This window comes from Mesorhizobium delmotii, from assembly GCF_900149755.1.
GTDB classification, from domain to species: domain Bacteria; phylum Pseudomonadota; class Alphaproteobacteria; order Rhizobiales; family Rhizobiaceae; genus Mesorhizobium; species Mesorhizobium delmotii.
In genome coordinates, this window is sequence record NZ_FUIG01000103.1 from 211,328 (window position 1) to 234,244 (window position 22,917).

Genomic DNA, 22,917 nt, shown 5'->3' on the forward strand with positions numbered 1-22,917 from the left:
AATCGCACATTTTTGTGGCAGCCTGGCGCAGCCTGCACACTTGCGTGATTTCGCCGGCCAATGATGCATTCATGCAACACCGGCCGGCAGCCATAAAACCCGAAAAACGTTAAGATTCAGATCATCCAGGGCGCGTAGACGGGCGCATAGACGGCGCTCATCTCGGCGGTACGACCGCGCTCGCGGCGTGTCGTCTCGACGATCTCGAACGCCGAACGGTCCGACAAAAGGCGGCGCACCGCTGCCGCATTCAGCCTGTGGCCGCCGCGATAGGAACGGAAGCAGCCAATGAACCGGGCGCCGGCCAGCGCCAGATCGCCCATGGCGTCCATCGTCTTGTGGCGCACGAACTCGTTGGGATAGCGCAAGCCTCCCATATTGATCACGCGGTTGTCGTCGCCGATCACCAGGGAGTTTTCCAGCGAGGAGCCAAGCGCATAGCCGGCTGCCCACAGCCGCTCGACGTCCTTCATGAAACCAAAGGTACGGGCCCGCGCGATATCGCGGCGAAAAATGTCGGCGTTCATGTCGGATGCGAACAGCTGACGGCCGATCGCTGGACTTTCGAAATCGATCTCGATCTCGAAGCGCGTGCCGTCATAGGGCCTGAACTCCGCCCAGGAGGCACCGTTCTCGATGCGAACCGGCTTGACCACACGGATATAGCGGCGCTTGACCGGCAGAGTATCGATGCCCGCCTGGTCGATCGCCTCGACGAACGCCATGGCGCTGCCGTCAAGGATCGGAACCTCATGGCCGTCGATCTCGATGACGACATTGTCGATGCCGAGCCCGAAAAGCGTGGCCATCAGATGTTCAACGGTGGCGATATGCTCGCCTGCCGGATCGCCGAGCATCGTGCAGAGATCGGTGGCGCCGACCTCGGAAACGAGCGCACGGAACTCCCGGTCTTCGCTTCCATTCGAAAGCTGGAACACGACACCCGTATCAGCGTCTGCCGGCAGGAAATGAACGGTAACGGGATTGCCGCTGTGAACGCCGGTGCCGGTCAGCGTTGCACGCGATCTAAGTGTCGTCTGATAGTCGTGCAAAACAAACCCCATAGCCCATACTGCCTACGTCCGCTTCTTTAGCCCAAGGGCGCGGCTCTTTGATCGGCAGGCAGGGCCACTTCCCCGAATCCCAGCAAACCGAAATTGATCGGGGCGAAGATAGTGGTCCAGCAGGAAGTCTCAAAATCACGGTTTCTTACTCTCTGTAACCGCAATCCGCAGCGGATACGGTCTCGTAACTCCCTGTTTTACAAGCACTTTTAATATTAACAGGCAAACAATTTCTTGTCTGCCTGTTAACAACTGTTACGGACCGTTAACAGGTCAGTTGGCCTGGCGGCGCAGGAATGCCGGAATCTCCAGCTGATCGTCTTCCTGGACAGCCCTGCTCTGCGGCGTCAGCCGGCCCTGGTCGTCCAACTGGCCGCGGCGTGGCGCGTAAAGCTGCGGATCCTGGCTGGCAAGGCGGCGCACTTCGGGTGCCGCCTGGCGCAGTTTCGGCTCACGCGGCTGCGCCGGCTGCAGCCGTGCAGGTTCTTCTTCGCGGCGGGTAAGGCCGTTGGTCAGGCGCTTGAGCAGTCCCATCGGGCCGCTGTTCTCATGGTCGGCCGGGCGGCCCTTGGCTTCCACTTCGGCTTTCACCACCGGCGGAAAGTCCTCGACGCGCGGCATGCGCTGGGGCGCTGCGGCCGCCGGTTGAAGCACTTCACGCTGCGGAGCAGGCTGCATCACCTGATGCACGATCGGCTGCGGCTGCGCCGGCGGCGCCTGGAAGATCTTGCTCTGCGGACGAAAATCTTCCGCCTGGGCAGTCGGCGCGGGACGCGCCATCGCCGCGGCATTCGCCTCGGCAAGCTGGATCGCCTCGGCTACAGGATCGGCGGCGCGCGGCTCGTAGCCCCCCTGCTGGACAGGCGCCGGACGGCTTTCCGTGACCGGAACGGCCGGGCGATTGACCGGCTTTGGCGGGGCCGTGCGGATGGCGATCGGCGCGGCGGCGATTTCAGCCGCCGATTTGTCGATGCCGGTGGCAACCACCGAGACGCGGATGACGCCTTCGAGATCCTCGTCGAACGTCGCACCCAGAATGATGTTGGCTTCCTGGTCGACCTCCTCGCGAATGCGGGTCGCCGCCTCGTCGACTTCGAACAGGGTCAGGTCGCGGCCGCCGGTGATCGAGATCAACAGGCCCTTGGCGCCCTTCATCGAGGTCTCGTCGAGCAGCGGGTTGGCGATCGCGGCTTCGGCGGCGGCCATGGCGCGGCCCTCGCCGGAAGCCTCGCCGGTCCCCATCATCGCCTTGCCCATCTCGCGCATGACCGAGCGGACGTCGGCGAAGTCGAGGTTGATCAACCCTTCCTTGACCATCAGGTCGGTGATGCAGGCGACGCCGGAATAGAGCACCTGGTCGGCCATGGCGAAAGCGTCGGCGAAGGTCGTCTTGTCATTGGCCAGCCGGAACAGGTTCTGGTTGGGGATGACGATGAGGGTGTCGACGCATTTCTGCAATTCCTCGATGCCCAGATCCGCCGTCTTCATGCGGCGCTGGCCTTCGAAATGGAACGGCTTGGTGACGACGCCGACGGTGAGGATCCCCTTTTCGCGTGCAGCACGAGCAACGACCGGCGCGGCCCCCGTGCCGGTGCCGCCGCCCATGCCGGCAGTGACGAAGCACATATGGGTGTTGGAGAGATGATCGACGATCTCGTCGATGCATTCCTCCGCCGCCGCGCGTCCGACTTCCGGCTGCGATCCCGCACCCAGGCCCTCGGTGACATGCGCGCCGAGCTGGATCAGGCGGTCCGCCTTGGACATGGTCAGCGCCTGCGCGTCGGTATTGGCGACCACGAACTCGACGCCGCGCAAGCCGGCGGTGATCATGTTGTTGACGGCATTGCCGCCGCCGCCGCCGACACCGAACACGGTGATACGCGGCTTGAGCTCGGTGATATCCGGCTTCTGCAGATTGATGGTCATTGTCTCCGTCCTTTGCCTTTCCCGCCGCTTCGCCGCTGCGGCCGCCTATGGGGCTGTCCCCGTCAATTTAAAAACTGTCTCTCAACCACTGACTCATTCGATGCAGTTTTCCGCCCGTTCCGGTCATCCTGAGACCAGAAATTCCTTTCGCCGGATGGCTCTCGAAATTCGCCATCTGCGGGTAGATCAGAAGCCCGACCGGCGTCGAGAAAGCCGGCCCCTTGGCCGCTTCGGGCAAGCCCGCCACACCGAGCGGACGGCCGATGCGCACATTGCGCCCGAGAATGCGGCGCGCTGCCTCGGGCAGGCCGGAAAGCTGGCTGGCGCCGCCGGTCAGCACGACGCGCTTGCCGACGGCGTTGCCGTAACCGGACCTGTTCAGCCGGTCGCGCAACAGTTCGAGCGTCTCGTCGATGCGTGCGCGGATAATGCGCGTCATCACCGAACGCGGTATCTGCAGCGGCACCTCGCCATCCTCGCCGATCGGCTGTATCGAGACCAGGTCGCGGTCGTCGGCACTGCCGGGCAGCGCCGAGCCATGCATCACTTTCAGCCTCTCGGCGGCGTCGAGCGAGGTCGACAGGCCCTTGGCCATGTCCAGCGTGACGTGGTTGCCGCCGATGGCGATGGCATCGCCATGGACGAATTTGCCTTCCGAAAACACCGAGATCGTGGTGGTGCCGCCACCCATGTCGATGCAGGCTGCACCCATTTCGAGTTCGTCGTCGACCAGTGCGGCAAGCCCGCTGGCATAGGGCGTCGCCACCATGCGCTCGACCGACAGGTGCGAACGGTTGATGCAGAGCTCCAGATTGCGCAAGGGCGCCGCGTCACCCGTCAGCACATGCATATTGACGCCGAGCTGGTCGCCGACCATGCCGCGCGGATCACGCACGCCGCGCTCGGCGTCCAGCGAAAAGCCGACGGGAAGCGAATGGATCACCTCGCGCTCGGCCCGCAGCGCCTGCTTGGCGCCGGCGGCAAGCACGCGCTTGATGTCGGCCTCGTCGGCCTCATGGCCACCGAGATTGATGGTTGCCGAGAAGCTTTCGCTCTTCAGCCGACCCGCCGTCATGTTGACGATCAGTGAATCGACGGTCAGGCCAGCCATGCGCTCGGCGGCATCGACGGCAAGACGGATGGCGTGCTCGGCCCTGTCGAGATCGATGACGACACCCGATTTCACGCCTTGCGATTTCTGGTGGCCGATGCCGATCACCTGGATGCGATGCGAGCGTCCGCGCAGCAGCATGCCGTCCTCGCGCGGCTTGAGCTTGGCCACGACGCAGCAGACCTTGCTCGAACCGACATCCAGCACTGTCATGATGCCGGACCGGCGCGACGAGGCATCGCTGTTGCCGCCAAGCCAGCTCATATCTTCGTCTCCGCCTTGCGCTTCGGCATTTTCGGCTTTTCATTGAGCGCAGCCTCGCGCTGCGTCGCCGCTTCCGGCGTCAATTGGACGACGAGGCGATCGGGAAGGCGCATGTCGACGGCGGCGATGTCGCGCGTCAGCAGCCCGTTCTCGCGGTCCATCCTGACCAGATCGGCGATCGCCTGGTCCTCGCCATCCTCGGGAAGCTTGACCGTGATGCCGTTCTCCAGCTTCAGGTCCCAACGCCGTTCGCCGATGCGGATATAGCCTTTGACCCGCGCGGCAAGCTCTGGATATTTTTTGATCCTGGCCAGGAAATCGGGCGCTTTGGCCGGCGCGCCGGTGCCGATGATCAACGGCAGCAGCGACTGCCTGCCGCCGGAGAATGGCGCGATCACGGCGCCGGACCATTCGATGACGGAAAGCTCGCTGCCCTGCTGCCAGAGCGCAAAGGGCTCACGCTCCTCGATGCGCACCTCCAGCGTGTGCGGATAGACCTTGCGCACCGCCGCAACCTCGACCCAGGGCAGCGTGGTTATGCGTTCCCGCGCGGCTTCGGCGTCGAAGCCGATCAGCGACGTCCAGCCATCGAGCTGCATCCTGTCGAGAATGTCGATCTCGGAGGTTGCGCGGTTGCCGACGACCTTGATCTGGTCGACGGCGAAGCCGGTGCGGGCGGTGATGCCCTGGACGATGCCGTCGACATGCCCGCCGAGATAGGCGCCATAGGCACTGCCCGATAGGAGCAGCGCCGCCGACAACATGGCTGCGGAAAAAGGCGGCGCCTCGAAGTCGTCCTCGCCCAGACGCGCCAGCACGCGCGCCGGCCGACGAAGCAGACGCGGCAGCACGAAATGGTCGAACGACAACGAAACACCGAACAGCGTCGGCCCGGCCGCGCCCTTCCTCTTGCCCTGTCCCCACTTCAACGCAGACACGAAGCGTCCTCCACCATCCAACTCAACAAATCGCCGAACGAGTGTCCCGCCTGCGCGGCGATTTCAGGCACCAAGGATGTCGGCGTCATGCCCGGCTGAGTGTTGATCTCGAGCCAGACAATTTCGCCGTTCTCGGAGTGTCGATCATCATAACGGAAGTCCGACCGGGAAACGCCCCGGCAGCCGATAGCTTGGTGAGCCTTGAGCGTCAGTGTCTGTATTTTTTGGTAAATATTCGGTGAAATTTTTGCAGGGCATTCGTGTTTTGATCCGCCCGCGACATATTTTGAATCATAGTCGTAGAAGGAATGGCCGGTCGGGATGATCTCGCAGACGCCGAGCGCCACATCGCCCATCACCGCGCAGGTCAACTCCCGCCCGTGCACGTAGCGCTCCACCATGACGGTATCGCCATACTTCCAATCGGACGAACCGATGACCTGCGGCGGATGCGACTGACCTTCGTGCACAATGACGACGCCGAAGCTCGACCCCTCGTTGACCGGCTTGACGACATAGGGCGGCTTCATCGGGTGCTTGTTCTGGATGGCGAAGCGATTGACCACCTTCGATTCGGCAACCGGGATGCCGACAGACTTGGCGATCTTCTTGGCTTGTTCCTTGTTCATGGCAAGCGCCGAGGCGAGCACGCCGGAATGGGTGTAGGGGATGGCAAGATATTCGAGGATGCCCTGTATGGTGCCGTCCTCACCGAAAGGGCCATGCAGCGCATTGAAGGCAACATCCGGCTTGAGCTCAGCCAGTACCGATCCGACATCGCGAGAGACGTCGACGCGAGTGACCTGGTAGCCTTCCTTCTCGAGCGCATCAGCACAGGCTTTCCCCGAGGACAAAGACACGGGCCGCTCGGACGAGAATCCTCCCAGAAGGACGGCCACGTGCTTGCTTTTCATTTCCCGTCATTCCCTCTCACGGCGGGCCCTTTCACGGCGGGTCTGCATCTCACATGCCCCGGAAAGGGCCGCACACTCAAACGCTCGGAGCAGTCCCTGCTCCCATGGTTCCGCAACATCGAGTCCCCGAGCCTCCCGGCAGGTTGCCCCTGACGGAAAAACGCTGGCAACGCGTCGAAACGACTCAAATCAGGAAACGCTTCAGGGCAGAGAATCAGAGAGTTGATTCACTGGCAAGTCCTTACGATTCCGAGAGATTCACTTTCCGCAAAAACGGCAGCGAAAACTGTGTTGTGAGTCTTTAGAGCAACTGTCCGAGGAACTCCTGGACCTCGTGCCCCGGCCGGAAATTGCCGATGCGTTTGATTTCCCAATGCAGCCGGATGCCCGACTTTTCGAGCACACGCGTGCGCACCGTCTCGCCGAGATATTCGAGGTCGTAGCCGGTCGCGGTTCCCGTGTTGATCATGAAGTTGCAATGCACCGGCGACATCTGCGCGCCGCCGATCATCAGCCCCCGACAACCAGCTCTGTCGATCTCCTTCCAGGCCGAGGTGCCCTCCGGATTCTTGAAGGTCGAGCCGCCGGTCTTTTCCCGGATCGGCTGCACGGTCTCGCGATGATGCTGGACGGCGTCCATCGCCGCCTGGATCGCGGCCTTGTCTGCCAAAACCCCTTCGAATACAGCCGATGTGAAGATCAGCCCGGCAGGTGCTGCCGAATGGCGATAGGCGTAGCCCATATCGGCGTTGCTCAGCGTATGCACATTGCCCTTGCGGTCGAGCGCCCGCACCTCGACGACGCGCTCGCGCGTCTCGACGCCATTGGCGCCGGCGTTCATCCTCAGCGCACCGCCGATGGCACCCGGAATGCCGTGGTAAAATTCGAAGCCGCCTATACCAGCCTGATAGGCGACAGCGGCAAGGCGCTTGTCGGGCGTGGCGGCACCCGCCCTGATCGTGGTCGGCGCAATCACTTCGGCCTCGCCAAAGCCCTTGGCCGAAAGCCGGATGACGAAACCCGCAATACCGCCGTCGCGGACAAGCAGATTCGAGCCGAAGCCGACGATGGTCAGCGGTATCTCTTCGGGCACTGCTCTCAGGAATGTGGCGAGATCGTCCTCGTCGGCCGGCTGGAACAGCGCGTCGGCCAGTCCCCCGGCGCGAAACCAGGTGATCTTGTCCATCTCGGCATTGGGCGTGATGCGGCCGCGCAGGCCGGCAAGCCGGCCGCCAAGCTTGTCGATCAATGCCTGGCCGCGCATCATGAGGCAGTACCGCCGAGTTCCTTGGGCAGCGCGTAGGCCCATTGCGTGATGTTCCCGGCACCAAGGAAGACGATGAAATCGCCTGGTTTCGCCAGATCGCGGATAACCGGCGCAATCGCCGCGGGGCCTTCGATGTAGCGCGCGTCGCGATGGCCGCCGGAGCGGATGCGCGACACCAATGCTTCGGACGTCACCCCGTCGATCGGCTCTTCGCCTGCCGCATAGACCGGCGCCACCATCACCGTGTCGGCATCGTTGAAGCAGACGGAAAACTCGTCGAACAGGTCGTGCAGCCGGGTGAAGCGGTGTGGCTGGGCAATGGCGATGACGCGGCCCTTGGTGGCATCGCGCGCCGCCTTCAGAACCGCCGTTATCTCGACCGGATGGTGGCCGTAATCATCGAACACATCGACGCCGTTCCACGAACCCGTACGGGTGAAGCGCCGCTTGACGCCGGCGAAGGACGACAGGCCCTTCCTGATCGCCTCGGCCGAAAGGCCGAGCTCATGCGCCACAGCGATCGCCGCCGTCGCATTGGCGACGTTGTGACGGCCGGGCATCGGCAGGCGCAGGCCTGAGATCGTCGACTGGCCGCGGCTCTTGCGGTCGCGGATCACCACGTCGAATTCCGAGATCGGGCCGTTCATGCGGTGATTGGTGAAACGTACGTCGGCCTGCGCGTTCTCGCCATAGGTGATGACGCGCCGGTCCTCGATGCGGCTGACCAGCGCCTGAACCTCCGGATGGTCGGTGCACATGACGCCGAAGCCGTAGAACGGCACGTTCTCGACGAACTGGCGAAAGGCCTCGCGCACCTTGTCGAAGGAGCCGTAGTGGTCGAGATGCTCGGGATCGATGTTGGTGACGACGGCAATCTCGGCCGGCAGCTTCAGGAAGGTGCCGTCGCTCTCATCGGCTTCGACCACCATCCATTCGCCGTCGCCCATGCGGGCGTTGGTGCCGTAGGCATTGATGATGCCGCCATTGATCACGGTCGGATCGAGCCCGCCGGCTTCGAGCAGCGTCGCCACCATCGAGGTCGTCGTCGTCTTGCCATGCGTGCCGCCGATGGCCACCGCCTGCCGGAAGCGCATCAATTCGGCCAGCATCTCGGCGCGACGGACGATGGGAAGCAGTTTCTCGCGTGCGGCCTTCAACTCCGGATTGGATTTCTTGATCGCCGTCGAGACGACCACCACTTCGGCATCGCCGATATTGTCGGCATGATGACCGACAAGGCACTCGATGCCCTTGTCGCGCAGCCGCTGCACGTTGGCGCTGTCGGCCTGGTCGGACCCCTGCACCTTGTAGCCGAGATTGTGCAGCACCTCGGCGATGCCGCTCATGCCGATACCGCCGATGCCGATGAAATGCACGAGGCCGATCGTCTGCGGCATCTTCATGCGTGCGTCTCCTTCCTGAAGTCCGATACGCTTTTGTTCGACGCAATAGCCTCTGTCAGATCGGCGAGCAACCGTGCAGCGTCCGGTTTTCCGGCCGATTTCGCCGCCGCTGCCATTGTGGTCAGCCGCTCCGGATCGTCCATCAGCGCCCCGACGAGCGCAGCGATGCGCTCGGGCGAGAGCGAGGATTGCGGATGCACTTCGGCGCCATTTGCCGCTGCCAATGCCGCGGCATTGGCAGCCTGGTCGTGGTCGAGCGCGTGCGGATAGGGCACCAGCAGCGCTGGCCGGCCGATCACCGCGATTTCCGATACGGTCGATGCGCCGGATCGTGACATCACCAGATGCGCCGCAGCCATGCGCGCCGCCATGTCGGTGAAGAAGGGCGATACCTCAGCCTCGACGCCAAGGGCGGCATAGGCCGCCTTCACCCGCTCGACGTCGTCGGCACGAGCCTGCTGGGTGATATCAAGCCGCTTGCGTTGTGCGTCGGAAAGCTGTGCTACCGCCGCTGGAATTGCGTCGGAAAAGAACTGTGCGCCCTGGCTGCCGCCGAACACCAGAAAGCGGAACGGCTGCTCCCCGGTCGACGCCGCATAAGGCGTCTTTGCCGCCGCCAGCACTTGCGGCCTGACCGGATTGCCTGTCGTCACCGTCTTGGCGCCCGCAGCGCTTGAATCTTCCGGCAAGAACCCGCCGGCGATGGCATCGACGCGGCCGGAGAGCGCCCGGTTGGCGCGCCCCATCACCGCGTTCTGCTCGTGGATCAGCGTCGGCACCTTGCGCCGCGTCGCCGCATAGAGCGGCGGCAGTGTCGGATAGCCGCCGAAACCGACCACGACGGCTGGCTTGATCCGGCCGATCACGGCGGACGCCTGCCGCACGCCACCCCAGATTTTCCAGAAGGCGGCGAGCACGGCAAAAGGATTTTTCGAACTCATCGTCGCCGACTGGATCGGATGGATGCCTGCGGCCGGAAACTGGCCGGCAAAACGCTCGGCACGATCATCGGTGGCGAGATGTACCGCCCAGCCGCGCCTGATCAGCTCGTGCGCCAGCGCCTCGGCCGGGAAGAGGTGCCCGCCCGTGCCGCCGGCCGCCAGAAGGATCGCGCCTTTCGACATTTCATTCCGCCGGCATGGCGCGCTGCGACGGTGCGAATCCCAACTGCTTGCGCTTTTCCGGCCGCTTGCGCGTGAGCGCCAGCACCTTGCCCATCGAGATGGCGATGGCGATCTGCGAGGAGCCGCCATAGGAGATGAACGGCAAGGTCATGCCCTTGGCAGGCATCAGCTGCAGATTGACTGCCATGTTGATGACCGACTGCAGACCGAAGACCGTGACCAGGCCGCCAACCGCATAGCGTGTGAAGTCGTCCTGCTCCTTGAGCGCGGTGCTGAGGCCGCGCAGCACGATGAAGGCGAAGATGGTCATGATGAAGAAGCACATGATCAGTCCGAACTCCTCGCCGGCCACCGAGTAGACGAAATCGGCATGGCTGTCGGGTATCACCCGCTTGACGGTGCCCTCGCCCGGCCCGACGCCGAACCAGCCGCCGTTGATCAGCGCATCGCGGCCCATGTCGACCTGGAACGTGTCGCCCTCGCCGGTCATGAAGCGATCGATGCGGCCGGCGACATGCGGGAACACCGTATAGGCGGCAAACACGCCGCCGATGCCGGCAGCGCCCAGCGCGATGATCCACAGCCATGGCAGTCCGGCCATGAAGAACATCACCCCCCAGGTGCCGAGCACCAGCATTGTCTGGCCGAAATCAGGCTGCGCCACCAGCAGCGAGATGACGAGGGCCAGCAGCAGCATGGCGAACAGATTGCCCGGGATGTCGGGCTGGCGCTTGTGTTCGGCAAACAGCCAGGCACAGATGACGACGAAGGCCGGCTTCAGGAATTCCGACGGCTGGATCGACACGCCGGCGAGCGACACCCAGCGCCGCGCGCCCTTCACCTCGACGCCGATGTAGAGCACCGCCACCATCAGCACCAGCATGATGCACAGCATCGCCAGGGCCATGCGTCTGATCTGCCGCGATTCCAGGAAAGAGACCGCCAGCATCACGCCAAGTGCGGGAATGGTGAAGATGATCTGCCGTGTGGCGAAGTGGAAACTGTCCAGGCCGATGCGCTGGGCCACCGCCGGGCTTGCCGCGAAGGACAGCACGATGCCGAGCCCCATCAGCGACAGGAACGCAGCCAGGAACCAGCGATCGATCGTCCACCACCAGGTGGCAACCGGGCTTTTGTCGAGACGACTTTGCATTACCGTGTCCCTCCGATGAGCTTCACGCCATCAATAGTGCTCGCAGCTTGCCTGAAGGCTTCGCCGCGCACTTCGAAATTCTTGAACTGGTCGAAACTGGCGCAGGCCGGCGAAAGCAGCACCACCACCTCGCCGTTGCCATCATCCCTGGCCGCGTCACTTGCGGCGTGCTCGACTGCTGCGGCCAGCGTGCCGGAGATCTCGTAAGGCACCGCCTCGCCGAGCGTCGCCGAGAAGACTGGTGCGGCCTCACCGATCAGATAGGCTTTGGCGACGCGCGGAAAGAGGCCGCGCAACGGCTCGATGCCACCCTCTTTCGGGAGCCCGCCGGCGATCCAGTAGATGCGCGGAAAGCTGGACAGTGCGGGCGCTGCCGCATCGGCATTGGTCGCCTTGGAATCGTTGATGAACAGCACACGGCCCTTGCGGCCGACCTGCTCCATACGGTGCGCCAGCCCGGGAAAGCTCTCCAGGCCCGACTGGATCTCGCCCAGATCGAGCCCGACCTTGAGGCAGGCGGCGATAGCGGCCAACGCATTCTGCGCATTGTGCTGGCCGCGCAGCGAGCCGATGCCTTCGAGAAAGGCAATGCGGCTGTAACGGCCGTGCACCGCCTCCATCAGGTCGGTGCCATCGGCGAAATAGCCGTCGGTCAATGGCAGGCGCTTGGAAATGCGGATGACGTGCTGGCCTGCCCGTTCCAGCCGGTCGGCGAGCTGGGCGCACCAGGAATCGTCGACGCCGACGATTGCCGTCTCGCTGCCGGCCGCCAGCCGCTCCTTGATCGCGGCGTAGTGCTGCATCGTGCCATGACGGTCGAGATGATCGGGCGTCAGGTTGAGCAGGACGCCGGCGGTCGGATTGATCGAGGGCGCCAGGTCAATCTGGTAGGACGAGCATTCCACGACATAGTGCCGCCCGGGTCCCGGCGGATCGAGCGTCATCACCGCGCGGCCGATATTGCCGCCCATCTGCGTGTCGCGTCCGGCCGATTTCAGGATATGCGCCGTCAGCGCCGTCGTCGTCGATTTGCCGTTGGTGCCGGTGATGGCGATGAAGGGTGCTGCCGGCGCCAGCAAGGTCCGCTGCCGGCAGAACAGCTCGATGTCGCCAATGATCTCGACGCCTGAAGCGCGCGCCAGCTCCACTGTCCAGTGCGGCTTCGGATGCGTCAGCGGCACGCCGGGCGACAGCACGAAGGCCGAGAACTTCGCCCAGTCTGCGCCGCGCAGATCGCCGGTCGCGATACCGACGGCCGCGGCATTGGCGACGCTGCCGGGATTGTCGTCCCAGGCGAGCACGTCCGCCCCGCCCTCGATCAACGCGCGCGCAGTGGCGATCCCCGAGCCGCCGAGCCCGAAGAGCGAAACGCGCTTGCCTGCGAAGGATGCAGCGGGGATCAAGCGACCTCCTATCGGAGCTTGAGGGTCGACAGGCCGACCAGCGCCAGGATCACGGCGATGATCCAGAAGCGGATCACCACCTGGCTTTCGGTCCAGCCCAGCTTTTCGAAATGATGGTGGATCGGCGCCATCAGGAACACTCGCTTGCCGGTCATCTTGAAATAGCCGACTTGGATGATGACCGACAGGATCTCGACGACGAACAGGCCGCCGACGATGACCAGCACGATCTCGTGCTTGGTGGCAACCGCGACCGTGCCGATCAGGCCGCCCAAGGCCAGCGAGCCTGTATCGCCCATAAAGATCGCCGCCGGCGGTGCGTTGAACCACAGGAAGCCGAGGCCGGCGCCGATCACCGCGCCGAGGACCACCGCCAATTCGCCGGTGCCGGGCACGAAATGGATCTGCAGATATTCGGCGAATACCGCATTGCCGGAGAGATAGGCGATGACGCCGAAGGACGCCGCCGCGATCATGATCGGCACGATCGCCAGCCCGTCGAGGCCATCGGTCAGGTTCACGGCATTGCCGGCGCCGACGATGACGAAGCACGAGAACGGGATGAAGAACCAGCCGAGATTGACGAGGAACTCCTTGGCGAAAGGAAAAGTCAGCGATGACGAGAACGGCGCCTGGCCGTTGTGCATGATCACCCAGGCGGCGATGCCGGCGATGACGAATTCAAGCGCCAGCCGCGCCTTGCCGGAAAAGCCGAGATGCGATTGCTTCGTCACCTTGAGATAATCGTCGTAGAAGCCGATCGAGCCGAAACCCAGGGTCACCAGCAGCACCAGCCAGACATAGATGCTGGACAGGTTCGCCCACAAAAGCGACGAGCCGATGATGCCGCACAGGATCATCAGCCCGCCCATGGTCGGCGTGCCGGCTTTCTTGAAGTGCGTCTGCGGCCCGTCGGCGCGGATCGGCTGGCCCTTGCCTTGCCGCAGCCTCAGCGAATTGATGATAGCCGGTCCGAAGATGAAGACGATCAGCGCCGCTGTTATCAGCGCCCCGCCGGTACGGAAGGTTATGTAGCGAAAGACGTTGAAGACCGAGATCTTGTCCGCGAATTCGACGAGCAGTGTGAACATGCGATTCGGTCCCCGGGCCTGGCTCTAGGTCTGTTTGGCGGTTGTGGCTACCGCCGGAAATTTGCTGAGCAGTGCGTCGACCAACTTGGAAAACCCGATGCCTTTCGACGATTTGATCATCACCACGTCGCCGGGCTTCAGCGCCGACAGAAGCACCAGTTTCAGATCCTCTGCGCCGGCGCGATACTCCGTCTCGATCTCATCAGGCAGGATGTCGGCCAGCGCCCGCATTTCCGGGCCGGCGAGAAAGACCGTGCGCGTGTCTGTGCCGACGATGAGATCGGCAAGGGCTGCATGCAGCTTCGCCGAGTGGTCGCCGAGTTCGAGCATGTCGCCGAGCACCGCGATGCGCCTGCCTTCGCCCGACACCGGCGTCGCGTTGAGCAGCGCCATTGCTGCGCTCATCGACGCCGGATTGGCATTGTAGCTCTCGTCGATCAGCGTGATCGGACCCCTGGGGTGGCGCAGCACATGGCGCTTGCCGCGTCCGCGTTCGGCCGAAAGATCGGCCAGCGCCAGCGCCACCCTGGCGATGTCGGCGCCGACCAGATGCGCGGCGCCCATCACGGCCAGCACATTCTGCACCATGTGTCGGCCCGGCGCGCCTACCCTGGCGGTGATCTCCTGCCCGCCGATCTTGGCGGTGATGACAGAATGATCGGCATGCAGCGCGCATTTGAGCAGCTTGAAGGTCGCACGGGCATTCTCGCCAAACCCGTAAATGTGCTCGACGCCGGCGGCTCTCGCCAACTTGTCCAGAAGCTTCCAGCGCGGATCGTCACGGTTGAGAAGGACGGCACCGTCCGGTTCCAGCCCCTCGAAAATCTCGGCCTTGGCCTTGGCGATCTCGTCCAGATTGCGGAAGAAGCCGAGATGTGCCGCGGCGATCAGCGTGACGATGGCGACATGCGGCCGGACCATCTTGACCAGCGGCCGGATCTCGTCGGGATGATTCATGCCGATCTCGAAGACGGCATAGTCGCAATCCGCCGTCATCCGCGCCAGCGTCAGCGGGACGCCCCAGTGGTTGTTGAAAGACTGGGCCGATGCGTGCACCTTGCCGACGGCGGACAGCACATGGCGCAGCGCTTCCTTGGTGGTGGTCTTGCCCGCCGAACCGGTCACCGCGATGATCTTGGCATTCGAGCGCGCGCGTGCGGCCAGCCCCAGCTTTTCCAGCGCGGCCAGCACGTCCTGCACGACGATCATCGGCGCCGTCAGCCGCCCGAGTGACGGCAGCTTGCCCTCGGCGACGACCAGCACGCCGGCGCCGGCCTTGATGGCGGCGGTCGCGAAATCATGGCCGTCCATCGCCTCGCCCTTGATGGCGAAGAAAGCATCGCCCGGCTCAAGGCTGCGGCTGTCGATCGAGATGCCGCTGATCCCTTCCGGCATCGGACCGAGCGGTCGTCCCCCCATGGCGGCGACGAGATCCTCGGAGGTCCACAGGAAGTTCATGCGACGCGCTCCTGGAGCGCGGCGCGGACTTCCTCATGGTCGGAAAAATGCAGCGTCTCGGCGCCGATGGTCTGGCCTTCTTCATGCCCCTTGCCGGCCACGATCAGCGTGTCGCCGGCATGGAGCATGGCGACCGCCTCGTGGATCGCCTTGCGCCGGTCGCCGATCTCGATGGCGCCGGGCGCAGCGGCAAGGATCGCGGAGCGGATCGTTTCGGGCACTTCCGAACGCGGATTGTCGTCGGTGACGATGACGACATCGGCGAGCCGCGTGGCGATCTCGCCCATGATCGGCCGCTTGCCCCGGTCGCGGTCGCCGCCGCAGCCGAACACGACGATGACGCGACCGGTGGTGAACGGCCGCACCGAGGCCAACACGTTTTCCAGCGCGTCCGGCTTGTGCGCGTAATCGACATAGACCGGCGCACCGTTGGCAGTGGTGCCAACAAGGTCCAGCCGGCCCGGTGCGCCCTTCAATTTCTCCAACGCCATCAAGGCTTTGGCGGCAGGTGTTCCAGTGGAGATGGCGAGGCCCGCCGAAACCAGGGCATTGGCGATCTGGAAATCGCCGGCCAGCGGCAGGTCGATCTCGTGGAGAACGCCATCGACTTCCACCTCGGCACGCTGGCGGTGGCGCTCGTGCTCGACCCGCTTCAGTGTCAGGAACTCGCCGTGACGGCCGACCGTCAGCACATCCAGTCCCGCCGCCCTCGCCGCCCGGATCGTCGGCTCCGACCACGGATCGTCGGCAAAGATGACGGCCGGTGCACCCTTCGGCAGCAGCGTGTCGAACAGGCGCAGCTTGGCGCGATGATAGTCCTCGACTGTCGGATGATAGTCCATGTGGTCGCGGCCGAGATTGGTGAAGCCGCCGGCTGCAAGCTTCACGCCATCGAGCCGGCGCTGGTCGAGACCGTGGCTGGAGGCCTCCATCGATGCGTGAGTGACGCCGGCATCCGTCAGTTCCCGCAGCAGCCTGTGCAGATCTATCGGGTCGGGGGTGGTCAGCGAGCCATATTCGTTGCGGCCCGGCGCCACCACGCCGGTCGTGCCGATCGAGGCGGCGGCAAAGCCTGACTGCTCCCAGATCTGCCTGGTGAAGGCCGCAACCGATGTCTTGCCGCTGGTCCCGGTCACCGCGACCATGGTTTGCGGCTGGCTGCCGAAGTAGCGGGCGGCACTCAGCGCCAGCGCAAGGCGCGGATCGTCGACGGCGAGAACGGGCACCGGCAGCAGTCCGGCGACCGCACTGCCGTTGCCGGCCACGATCGCCACTGCGCCGCGCTTGGCGGCATCGGCGGCATAGACCACGCCATCGGCCTTGGTACCGATGAGCGCGAAGAAGACCACGCCCGGTCCTACCTGGCGGGAATCCGACGAAATCCCGGTAACCTCCGTATCGAAGGAAGCTGTCCCCTCGACAGGCAGGATACCGGCTAGGTCTTTCAGCTTCATCGAACCCCGTTCATCGCAACAAAATAGCGCGCTGTTTCCGGCGCGCCCTAAGAATCACTGATAGGAAACCAGCGTTGCGCCATTTTCATGGCTGAAATCTGGCTTCACGCCAAGCATGGAAGCCGAACGTCGGACAATGTTCGCAGCCATGACGCCAGCATTCGAGGCGGCCGTTGCACCCATGCCGGGTTTTTCCGGCCTCGGTTCGTCGGCGATCGTAAGCACGATGTATTGCGGATCGTCCATCGGGAAAGCCGCGACGAAGGCGTTGAAATTCTTGTCCTTTGAATAGCGGCCGTTGACAACCTTCTCGGCCGTTCCGGTCTTGCCGCCGACGCGGTAACCTGGAACCCTGGCGTTCCTGCCTGACCCTTTCTCGGCGTTAAGTGCGTAGAGATAGCGCATGCCCTCGACCGTCTTGTCGCTGACCACTTTCTTGGCCACCGACATCGCCTGTTCCTGTGCGCGCCTCAGGAATGTCGGCTGGATCAGATAGCCGCCGTTCAGCAGCGCAGCGCAGCCGACCGCCGTCTGCAGCGGCGTTGTCGACACACCGTGACCGAAGGCGATGGTGATCGAATGGACCTGTTTCCAGACTTTGGGCTCGGTCGGGCGGGCGACCTCCGGCAGTTCCGTCTGCATCTTCTCGAGGATCCCCAGGCGATGCAGGAATTCGCGGTGCCCCTCGATGCCAACCGCTTCGGCTTCCTTGGCCGAACCGATGTTGGACGAGTAGATGAACACTTCGGGCACCGACAGCACCCGAGCCTTGCCGTGAAAATCATGGATGGTCTGACGGCCGATCCTGATCGGGCGCGAAGCGTCGAAACGGCTTTCCAGCGTCACTTTGCCGGAATCGAGCGCCATGGCGGTGGTGAAGCTCTTCAACGTCGAACCCATTTCGTAAAGGCCGGCCGACATGCGGTTCAAGCGGTCCTTGTCCTGCGCATTGTAGGGGTTGTTCGGGTCGAAATCCGGAACCGATGCCATCGCCATCACTTCGCCGGTCTTGATGTTGAGAACGACGGCGCCCGCCGCGACTGCGCGGTATTTCTCCATGCCGGTGGCGACCTCGTCACGCACGATATGCTGGACGCGCAGGTCAATCGAGAGCTGCACCGGCTTCAGATCCTTGGCCACCGCCAGGCCCGACGCCTGAAGATCGCTCAGCCCCTGTTCGTCGATGTATTTCTCCATGCCGGAGATGCCTTGGTTGTCGATGTTGGTGAGCCCGACAATGTAGGACGAAGTTTCGCCAGCCGGATAGAAGCGGCGCTTTTCGGTGCGGAAGCCGAAGCCGGGAACACCGAGCTGCATGATGTCAGATTGTTGCTTGGGCGTCAGTTGCCGCTGCAGCCAGACGAAGCCGGCGCCGCTCTTGAGCTTGTGGTAGGTCTGCTCGTAGTCGATCTCGGGAAGCACCGTCGCCAGCTTTTCGATCGCCTCGTCGGCGTCGACAATGCGGCGCGGTTCGGCAAACAGCGACGCCGTCTTGATGTCCGTCGCCAGCACTTCGCCGTTGCGGTCGACGATGTCGGGCCGTGACGCCGTCACCCGGCTCTGCGGACCGCCGGACAGGTCGGGGTTCTGAAAACCCAGATAGACCAGCCGCCCGGTGATGGTCGAATAGATGCCGAAGAACACCGCCATCGTCATCACGATGCGGGTCCTGCCCTTGCCGCCGGTCGCCTTGCGGGCGCCTTCGACCACAATCGATCCGTCTTCCGACTTGGCGCGGCGCTTCAGCAGTCTGGCGATCGATGGAAATCTGGCGATCATTGGACGATGCCTCCGGTCACCACGGGGTCTTTGTCGCCCAAGGGTCCTTTGCCGGAATTGTCGGCCATGCCGCCCAGCCGCTGCGACGAAAGGTCCTCGATGGTGAGGGGTTTTGCCGGCAGGTCGTCCAGCCCGATGATCTGGCGGGCGCTGACCGGCTCGAGTTCGAGTTGCGACTTGTAGATCTCGGCCAGCTTTTGCAGGCGCGACGGCTGGGTCAGCAGGCTCCAGTCCGCCTTCAGGAGATCGATCGTATCCTCCTCATAGCGGATCTGCGCCTGGATCTTGTGCACCGCCGCCAATTGTTCCTCGGCCTCGCGCTTGGTCTTGAAGGTCAAGGCCGCAGCCGAAACCATGACGGCGATAAGGACTATGTCGCTGGTACGAAACACGTGCGCTCACCTCTCTCCCGGGCGGTCGGCACCGGGAAGTTTTGGGTCAGGAAGTTTTGGAAGCCCGAAAATCGAAAAGTCGCCGGCGCGCGGCGGTGCTTCGGTGCGGATCGCAGCGCGCAGCCTTGCCGAGCGTGCGCGCGGATTGGCTGATATCTCGGCCTCATCAGGCGTCACGCCGCTACCCGCCTTTTTGAAGGTGGCGGTGCGCGCTTGCGCCTCGGGCAGGTGCCGCGATCCGGTTGCCGCATCGGCGCGATCGGCGATGAAGCGCTTGACGATGCGGTCTTCCAGGGAGTGGAACGTCACCACGGCCAGCCGTCCTCCCGGTTTCAGCACGCGTTCAGCCGCAAACAGCGCTTTGGCCAGTTCGCCGAGTTCGTCATTGACGAAGATGCGCAGCGCCTGGAAGACGCGGGTCGCCGGATGGATCTTGTCCTTCGGCGCGCGGCCGACATGCGTCTCGATGGCGTCGGCAAGGTCGAGCGTGCGCTCGAACGGATGTTTTTCGCGACGGCTCTCGATCATGCGGGCGATGCGGCCGGCGTGACGCTCTTCGCCAAGAAACCCGAAGATGCGGGCAAGGTCGCCCACTTTGAAGCTGTTGACGACATCAGCGGCGCTGAGGCCAGCCTGCGCCATACGCATATCGAGTGGTCCGTCGGCGCGGAACGAAAAACCGCGCTCCGGCTGGTCGATCTGCATTGAGGAGATGCCGATGTCGAGCACGACGCCGTCAGCACTTTCGACATGCTCGTCCAATGTCGAGAACGGCGCCTGAACCAGCCTGAGCTTGCCGCCTGATTGTTGGTCGAGGACACGCCCCGCAGCGATCGCATCCGGATCGCGGTCCATGGCGACGACCGAGGCGCCGCTTGCCAGAATGGCTTTGGTGTAGCCGCCGGCGCCGAAGGTGCCGTCGACGATCAGCTCGCCCGCCTTAGGGGAAAGCGCCTCCATCACTTTGGCAAGGAGGACCGGAATATGGCGAGCCGGTCCGCCTGCGGCGTGAGGGTCATCGCCGTAGCCCGCCATCATTCCGGTCGCTCCCCAGGCTTCGTCCCCTGCCGAAGCTGCAAAAGCCGGGCGCGTGCTTCCGCCCCATAGGCGGTGAGCCGTCCAGGTTCCCAGATCTGAAAGAAATTGCCGCGACCGACAAACGCCGCTTCCGCGGAAATGCCGGTGTGCTCGCGGATGAAATCGGTCATCGAGATGCGGCCGTCCTGATCGAGCTTGAGAAATGTCCCATCGCCATGGCAGAAGAACGACATGTCGTCCGCCGTCTGCAGGAAGGGGTCTTCCTGCGCGATGCGCTGCTCGTAGCGGTCGAGCAGGTCGAGCCCGCCGACATCCATCGCCGGGCGATCCAGGCAGCGCAGCGCATAGAGTTCCGAATAGCCGCGTTTCTGGACAACGGCACGGAAATGCGCTGGAACGGACACCCGTCCCTTCGCATCGATCCTGTTCACCGCGCTTGACAGAAACCGGTCCATTACGCGTTACGGCCGCTTGCGCCGCCGCACCCCTCTGCATCTTCCCGCCCGCGCCGCCCCGGCGCGGTCCCTGCCCAAAACTCACTTCGTTCCAGGCGAAAACAAGCAAACGCTCAGCCGCCGCGGCTGCCCGATTGGCGTACGCTTCACCCTGACGCGGAACGAAGGCTTGAATATTGAAATGGGATATCATGGGGCGCTATGGGCGTCAACGGGAATAGGCTTCACAAACGCGCGCGCCACAACCGATAAGAGCAGCTTTGACGGCACTCCCGTCTTTATGCTCCATTAAGCCTAACGAAGCGTTTAGAGCGGTTTGCCGGCACGGTTCGGCGCTTGCCTGCCGGTGTGACCCGGCATAGCGTCTGCGCATTCTTCTCCTCAAAGTCAGGGTTCGAAAAACCGATGTCCGAAACAGCGAAGTCGCGCGCCGCCACCCTTGCCCATTTGCGTGGCGTCAAGCTCGCCAAGGGCGACCCGGTCTCACTGCCGCTGATAGTGACGACAACTTTCCATCTGCCCGGCAACCCGGCCGGCGTCAGCCAGTACGGGCGCTACGACAACCCGACATGGGACGCGGTGGAAGACATGCTCGGCCACCTTGAGGACGCGCCGTCTGTAGCGTTCCCGTCGGGCATGGCCGCGATCTCGGCGGTCTTCTTCGCGCTGCTCAAGGCAGGCGATCGCATCCTGTTGCCGTCCGATGGTTACTACACGCCGCGCCTGCTTGCCGAGCGCTTCCTCAAACCTTTAGGCGTCTCGTTTGACACAAGACCGACCAAGTCCTTTCTGGACGGCAGTTTTTCCGGCTACCGGCTGGTGTTCGTCGAGACCCCATCCAATCCCGGGCTGGACATTTGCGACATGACCGGCGTGGCGCGCCTTGCGCACGAGGCCGGCGCGCTGGTCGTCGCCGACAACACCACGATGACGCCTTACGGTCAGCGCCCGCTCGATCTCGGCGCCGATATCGTCGTTGCTGCTGACACTAAGGCGCCCAATGGCCATTCCGACGCGCTGTTCGGCCATGTCGCCAGCCGTGACACCGGGATCATCACCGCCATCCGCGACTGGCGCAAACTGTCGGGCTCCATCCCCGGACCATTCGAAGCCTGGCTGGTCCATCGAGGCCTCGAGACGCTGGAAGTCCGCTTCGACCGCATGTGCACGTCGGCCGAACTGATCGCCCGACGCCTGACAAATCATCGGAGCGTGAAATCCGTCCGCTTTCCTGGACTGGAGAATGACCCTTCGCACAATCTGGCGACCACCCAAATGGAGCGTTTCGGCTTCCTTATCGGTCTCGACCTGGGGAGTGAAGCCAAGGCCGAAGCGTTCATCGGCGCCTGCGCCCTGATCCAGCCCGCGACCTCCTTCGGCGGCGTCCACTCTTCGGCCGAGCGGCGCGCCCGCTGGGGTGATGCAGTGCCGCCCGGCTTTGTTCGCCTGTCGGTCGGCTGCGAGCCGGTGGAAGAGCTTTGGCAGGCGATGCAGGCGTCACTGGACGGCGCCGGCGGCTGAACGAACCGATCAGGAAGCCAGATCGTCGGCTTCAATATTGCGCCGGCCATGCAGCACACGCAGGATTTCGATGGCATCTCCGCCGACACGGTACAGGGTGAGATATTCGCCGACGACCAGGTGGCGAATGCCGGGCGCAATGTCTTCGCGCGGCGCGCCTGAGAAGGGATAAGTCGCCAGTTGCTGCCAGCGGGCTTCGATCCCGTCGAGCAGCCGGTCTGCTGCAGCCTCGTCGTCTCGCGCGATATGAAGCCAGATCGCGATCAAATCCTCTTCTGCATTTGCAGTTCGGATGATGGGCAGCAAATTCATGCCGCGTTATCGGATTTCAATCGCCTGCGCGCTTCGGCCTTGATTTCGTCGATCGACGCAAACCGTCCCGGCCCGCTGTCGATCCCCTCCTGCACCAGCTTGCGCAGCTCCTCGACCGTGTAGCCATGCAAGTCGCGGCGGTCCTTCCATTGCCTGAGTGCGTCGCGGATCACCTCGCTCGCCGAAGCATATTCGCCTGCGGCGACCACATCGTCGACGGCCGCCGCCAGTTCCGGCGAAAGCGTGATGCTGCGTTTGTCGACCTGGCCCATGATGCGCTCCTGATATTGCCCGGCCTATGGTACGATTTAATCGTACCAATTTCAAGAAACGCTCGCTCCATGCACAGCCCAGTGAAAGCTGATTCAGTCAATGAGGCGCCTGAACCAGCAGGCGCGCCCGAAGACGCAACCTGCTGATATCAGGGAATTTCCTTGTAGAATCTGGAAGAAATTGCCAGCTGGCCTGTAAGCCGGGTTCTGTATGGCCCTCGCCCCTTGCGGCGCGAGAACGTGGCGGCCATTCATCTTGGGCGCATGTTGCCATGCACCTCACGCAACCTACCCGGACGGTGAGCCGGAAACAGCCCTCGAGGGTTTCCCCTCGCACCGCCCCTATTCGGTCTTGCTCCCGGTGGGGTTTACCGTGCCGCTCCTGTTGCCAGTCGCGCGGTGGGCTCTTACCCCACCCTTTCACCCTTACCACGACGGATCGTGGCGGTTTGCTTTCTGTGGCACTTTCCCTAGGGTCGCCCCCGCCGGCCATTAACCGGCACCGTGTCTCCATGGAGCCCGGACTTTCCTCACCCGCAGCCTTTCGGCTTCGCGGGTACGGCCGCCCGGCCAGCTGG

20 protein-coding genes and 1 other RNA gene are annotated in these 22,917 nt (G+C 63.7%); 1 reads left to right on the forward strand and 20 read right to left on the reverse strand.

The features are described from left to right. Positions 1-116: 116 nt before the first annotated feature. From lpxC to mraZ, 17 genes are all read right to left on the reverse strand, one after another. On the reverse strand, positions 117-1,064 hold the full coding sequence (gene lpxC, locus BQ8482_RS36710; RefSeq protein ID WP_123151947.1) for a UDP-3-O-acyl-N-acetylglucosamine deacetylase: 948 nt from the start codon (positions 1,062-1,064) through the stop codon (positions 117-119). A gap of 273 nt (positions 1,065-1,337) precedes the next feature. Further along, a complete protein-coding gene (gene ftsZ, locus BQ8482_RS36715; RefSeq protein WP_123151948.1) occupies positions 1,338-2,990 on the reverse strand; it encodes a cell division protein FtsZ in 1,653 nt (550 codons plus the stop codon). Positions 2,991-3,057: 67 nt separating this feature from the next. Further along, the gene (gene ftsA / locus BQ8482_RS36720) at positions 3,058-4,365 is read right to left on the reverse strand and encodes a cell division protein FtsA (protein ID WP_123151949.1); all 1,308 of its coding nucleotides are present in this window, start codon (positions 4,363-4,365) and stop codon (positions 3,058-3,060) included. Next, positions 4,362-5,303: a cell division protein FtsQ/DivIB gene (locus tag BQ8482_RS36725; RefSeq protein WP_123151950.1), complete on the reverse strand. Its 942-nt coding sequence runs from the start codon at positions 5,301-5,303 to the stop codon at positions 4,362-4,364. Before BQ8482_RS36725 ends, ftsA begins: the two co-directional genes overlap by 4 nt. After that, entirely contained in the window at positions 5,291-6,217 is a 927-nt protein-coding gene (locus tag BQ8482_RS36730; protein ID WP_123151951.1) for a D-alanine--D-alanine ligase, read from the reverse strand. The genes BQ8482_RS36725 and BQ8482_RS36730 overlap by 13 nt, the downstream gene beginning before the upstream one ends. A gap of 301 nt (positions 6,218-6,518) precedes the next feature. After that, a complete protein-coding gene (murB, locus tag BQ8482_RS36735; RefSeq protein WP_123151952.1) occupies positions 6,519-7,484 on the reverse strand; it encodes a UDP-N-acetylmuramate dehydrogenase in 966 nt (321 codons plus the stop codon). Further along, positions 7,481-8,887, reverse strand: coding sequence for a UDP-N-acetylmuramate--L-alanine ligase (gene murC, locus BQ8482_RS36740; protein WP_123151953.1), 1,407 nt, complete (start codon positions 8,885-8,887; stop codon positions 7,481-7,483). The genes murB and murC overlap by 4 nt, the downstream gene beginning before the upstream one ends. Next, positions 8,884-10,011 (reverse strand): undecaprenyldiphospho-muramoylpentapeptide beta-N-acetylglucosaminyltransferase, encoded by a 1,128-nt coding sequence (murG, locus tag BQ8482_RS36745; protein ID WP_123151954.1) that lies wholly within the window; start codon positions 10,009-10,011, stop codon positions 8,884-8,886. Before murG ends, murC begins: the two co-directional genes overlap by 4 nt. A gap of 1 nt (position 10,012) precedes the next feature. Then, complete coding sequence (ftsW, locus tag BQ8482_RS36750; RefSeq protein WP_123151955.1) at positions 10,013-11,164, reverse strand: putative lipid II flippase FtsW; 1,152 nt, start codon at positions 11,162-11,164, stop codon at positions 10,013-10,015. Further along, on the reverse strand, positions 11,164-12,567 hold the full coding sequence (gene murD / locus BQ8482_RS36755) for a UDP-N-acetylmuramoyl-L-alanine--D-glutamate ligase (RefSeq protein WP_123151956.1): 1,404 nt from the start codon (positions 12,565-12,567) through the stop codon (positions 11,164-11,166). The genes ftsW and murD overlap by 1 nt, the downstream gene beginning before the upstream one ends. Before the next feature lie 8 nt (positions 12,568-12,575). Then, positions 12,576-13,658: a phospho-N-acetylmuramoyl-pentapeptide-transferase gene (gene mraY, locus BQ8482_RS36760; RefSeq protein ID WP_123151957.1), complete on the reverse strand. Its 1,083-nt coding sequence runs from the start codon at positions 13,656-13,658 to the stop codon at positions 12,576-12,578. Positions 13,659-13,682: 24 nt separating this feature from the next. After that, positions 13,683-15,116: a UDP-N-acetylmuramoylalanyl-D-glutamyl-2,6-diaminopimelate--D-alanyl-D-alanine ligase gene (locus BQ8482_RS36765; protein ID WP_123151958.1), complete on the reverse strand. Its 1,434-nt coding sequence runs from the start codon at positions 15,114-15,116 to the stop codon at positions 13,683-13,685. Then, positions 15,113-16,570 carry a UDP-N-acetylmuramoyl-L-alanyl-D-glutamate--2,6-diaminopimelate ligase gene (locus BQ8482_RS36770; RefSeq protein WP_123151959.1) on the reverse strand — a complete coding sequence of 486 codons (1,458 nt, stop codon included), beginning with the start codon at positions 16,568-16,570 and terminating at the stop codon, positions 15,113-15,115. The genes BQ8482_RS36765 and BQ8482_RS36770 overlap by 4 nt, the downstream gene beginning before the upstream one ends. Positions 16,571-16,624: 54 nt before the next feature. Next, positions 16,625-18,349, reverse strand: a complete 1,725-nt coding sequence (locus BQ8482_RS36775; RefSeq protein WP_123151960.1) for a peptidoglycan D,D-transpeptidase FtsI family protein — start codon at positions 18,347-18,349, stop codon at positions 16,625-16,627. Further along, a complete protein-coding gene (gene ftsL, locus BQ8482_RS36780) occupies positions 18,346-18,741 on the reverse strand; it encodes a cell division protein FtsL (RefSeq protein ID WP_123151961.1) in 396 nt (131 codons plus the stop codon). The genes BQ8482_RS36775 and ftsL overlap by 4 nt, the downstream gene beginning before the upstream one ends. 6 nt (positions 18,742-18,747) lie before the next feature. Next, a complete protein-coding gene (gene rsmH, locus BQ8482_RS36785; RefSeq protein ID WP_123151962.1) occupies positions 18,748-19,779 on the reverse strand; it encodes a 16S rRNA (cytosine(1402)-N(4))-methyltransferase RsmH in 1,032 nt (343 codons plus the stop codon). Beyond that, complete coding sequence (gene mraZ / locus BQ8482_RS36790; RefSeq protein WP_123151963.1) at positions 19,776-20,234, reverse strand: division/cell wall cluster transcriptional repressor MraZ; 459 nt, start codon at positions 20,232-20,234, stop codon at positions 19,776-19,778. The genes rsmH and mraZ overlap by 4 nt, the downstream gene beginning before the upstream one ends. 405 nt (positions 20,235-20,639) lie before the next feature. On the opposite strand from mraZ, the gene BQ8482_RS36795 reads away from it, so the two are divergent. Then, a complete protein-coding gene (locus BQ8482_RS36795; RefSeq protein ID WP_123151964.1) occupies positions 20,640-21,755 on the forward strand; it encodes a cystathionine gamma-lyase in 1,116 nt (371 codons plus the stop codon). Between the two features lie 9 nt (positions 21,756-21,764). On the opposite strand, the gene BQ8482_RS36800 is transcribed toward BQ8482_RS36795, so the two are convergent. The 3 genes from BQ8482_RS36800 to rnpB form a co-directional block, all read right to left on the reverse strand. Then, positions 21,765-22,067, reverse strand: coding sequence for a type II toxin-antitoxin system RelE/ParE family toxin (locus BQ8482_RS36800; RefSeq protein WP_123151965.1), 303 nt, complete (start codon positions 22,065-22,067; stop codon positions 21,765-21,767). Further along, positions 22,064-22,339, reverse strand: a complete 276-nt coding sequence (locus BQ8482_RS36805; RefSeq protein ID WP_123151966.1) for a type II toxin-antitoxin system ParD family antitoxin — start codon at positions 22,337-22,339, stop codon at positions 22,064-22,066. Before BQ8482_RS36805 ends, BQ8482_RS36800 begins: the two co-directional genes overlap by 4 nt. Positions 22,340-22,519: 180 nt before the next feature. Continuing rightward, positions 22,520-22,917: RNase P RNA component class A (rnpB, locus tag BQ8482_RS36810), an RNA gene on the reverse strand.